This is a genomic window from Kitasatospora sp. NPDC056783 (assembly GCF_042789895.1).
Classification (GTDB): Bacteria; Actinomycetota; Actinomycetes; order Streptomycetales; family Streptomycetaceae; genus Kitasatospora.
This window is the reverse complement of sequence record NZ_JBHUAF010000656.1, coordinates 1-2,154: the sequence shown is the minus strand read 5'-3', so window position 1 is coordinate 2,154 and position 2,154 is coordinate 1. Positions and strand designations below refer to the sequence as shown.

Annotated in this window: 2 protein-coding genes; one reads left to right on the top strand and one right to left on the bottom strand. The window is 71.7% G+C overall.

Annotation, left to right across the window (positions count from 1 at the left end; translation table 11 throughout):
* Positions 1–42 precede the first annotated feature (42 nt).
* Entirely contained in the window at positions 43–624 is a 582-nt protein-coding gene (locus ACFRMQ_RS40315; RefSeq protein WP_380735887.1) for a MarR family winged helix-turn-helix transcriptional regulator, read from the bottom strand.
* A 144-nt stretch (positions 625–768) separates the two neighbouring features.
* Between ACFRMQ_RS40315 and ACFRMQ_RS40310 the strand changes: the two genes are divergently transcribed.
* Positions 769–2,073: an MFS transporter gene (locus tag ACFRMQ_RS40310; RefSeq protein WP_380735886.1), complete on the top strand. Its 1,305-nt coding sequence runs from the start codon at positions 769–771 to the stop codon at positions 2,071–2,073.
* Positions 2,074–2,154 lie beyond the last annotated feature (81 nt).

Sequence of the window (2,154 nt, the reverse complement as noted above, 5' to 3'; positions counted from 1 at the left end):
GGCCGGACTCGCGCGTTCTCCGGGCGTGCCCCGTTCCGGGGCTCAGGCCAGGTCGTCGGTGCGCCCGAGCGCGTCCGGCTGGCTCTCCTCGATCCGCCGCAGCATCCGGCCCAGGGTCGCGGAGAGCTCGGCGCGCTCCTCGCCCGCCACGTCCTGGAGGAACTCCTCCTCGAACACCGCCGCCATCCGCATCGACTCCAGCCACTTGTCCCGGCCGGTCTCGGTCAGCTCGATGATCACCCGCACCCGGTTGGTCTCGTCACGCTCCCGGGTGACCAGGCCGTCGGCCACCATCCGGTCGATCCGGTGGGTCATCGCCGCCGGGGTGAGCCCGAGCCGCTTGGCCAGCTCGCCCGGCCCCAGCTGGTACGGGCTGCCGGAGACCACCAGGGCCTTGAGCACCTCCCACTCGGCGGAGGTGATTCCGAGCACAGTCAGCTGGCGGTCGTACGCCACGCCCATCCGCCGGGACAGCCGGAGGAGGGACTGCACGATGGTCTCCACCTGCGGGTCGACGGTGGGGAACTCCCGCTGGTAGAGGGCCACTTGCTCGGCGATGCCGAACTCCAGGCGGGTGGCCGGGACGGGCGTGCCGGCCGCCGGTCGCGGCTTGTCCGTAGTCATGCCGAACAGTGTCGCACGGTCGTGCACTCCTTAAGCCTTTGACTCCACACCCTTCCAGTGCTAAGACTTTATCTCGTCAAACTTTAGCTCTGAAATCTTCTGGACTTAAGAGTATCCAGTCGAAACCAGGAAGGGATGTGCACGGTGACCGGCACGGTGAAGCAGCAGAGGCAGCGGCGTGGTGGAGCGGGCGGCCCGCTGCGCCGCGTCCAGATCGGCAACGCGCTCAGCGCGTTCGGCGGCGGATTCACGATGCCGTACATGTTCGTGTACGTGGACCAGGTGCGCGGACTGGGTTCGCTGGCGGCCGGGATGGTGTTCACCGTCTTCGCGCTGGCGGCCCTCGCCGTGCTGCCGTTCACCGGCCGCGGCATCGACAGGTACGGCCCCCGTCCGGTGCTGCTGGCCGGCGCGGCGCTCGCCGCCACCGGCGCGTTCGCCTTCGGCCACGCCACCGGCACCCCGGCCCTGCTGGTCTCCTCCTTCCTGTTCGGCGCGGGTGTCACCACCTGCCAGCCGGCGCTCGCCACGATGATCGTCCGCTGCTCGACGGCGGCCACCCGCTCGCACGCCTTCGCGCTCCAGTTCACCCTGGTCAACCTGGGCATGGGCGTCGGTGCGCTGGTCGGCGGGCAGATCGTGAACGTGGCCGACCCGGCCAGCCTCACCCGGCTGTTCACCATCGAGGCGGTGACGTTCCTCGGCCTCGCCCTGGTCACCGGCACCGCCCGGATGCCCAAGGTCCAGCTGACCGCCGTCCACGAGAAGGCGGACGGCCCGACGGGCCTGCGCGCCCTGCTCGCCGACAAGGCGATGGTCCGGCTCAGCATCCTCGCCGGGCTGATCTTCTTCACCTGCTACGGCCAGTTCGAGTCCGGCGTCGCGGCCTTCGCCACCGACACCGTCGGCACCGCGCCCTCCACCCTGGGCTTCGCGATCGGCGCCAACGCGCTGACCATCGTGGTGCTCCAGATGTTCATGGTGCGGATCACCGCGCGCCGCCGCCGCACCACCGCGATGGCCGCGGCCGCCGTGGTCTGGCTCGGCGCCTGGGCGATGGCCCTGGTGGCCGGCCTGATCCGGACCGAGGCCATGGCCGCCACGGTCGCCATCGTCTCGATCTACGCCCTCTTCGGCGTCGGCGAGTCGCTGCTCGCGCCCACCATGGGCCCGATCGTCGCGGACCTCGCCCCGGCCCGGCTGCTCGGCACCTACAACGCCGGGTACGCCCTGGTGAAGCAGATCGCGGTCGCGGTCGGCCCCGCCGTCGGCGTGCTGCTGGTCGGCTCCGGCACCTGGCCGCTCTACCTGGCGGCCATGGCGGGCTCCACGCTGCTGATCGTCGTCCTGGCGCTGCGGCTGCGCCCGTACCTCACGCCGGAGCAGGACAACGCGGCCCCGGCCGTGGTCCAGGCCGTCCCGGTCCGGGAGCTCCAGACCGCCGCGTAGCGAGGCCGTGTCGCACGGCCTCGGCCCGCACGGGCGTTTGAATCGGGCGCCGACCAGGTCACCTGGTCGGCGCCCGGCGCG

Coding starts and splice junctions, on each gene's coding strand:
- ACFRMQ_RS40315 (WP_380735887.1), bottom strand. CDS start 624: ATGACTACGGACAAGCCGCGACCGGCGGCCGGCACGCCCGTCCCGGCC.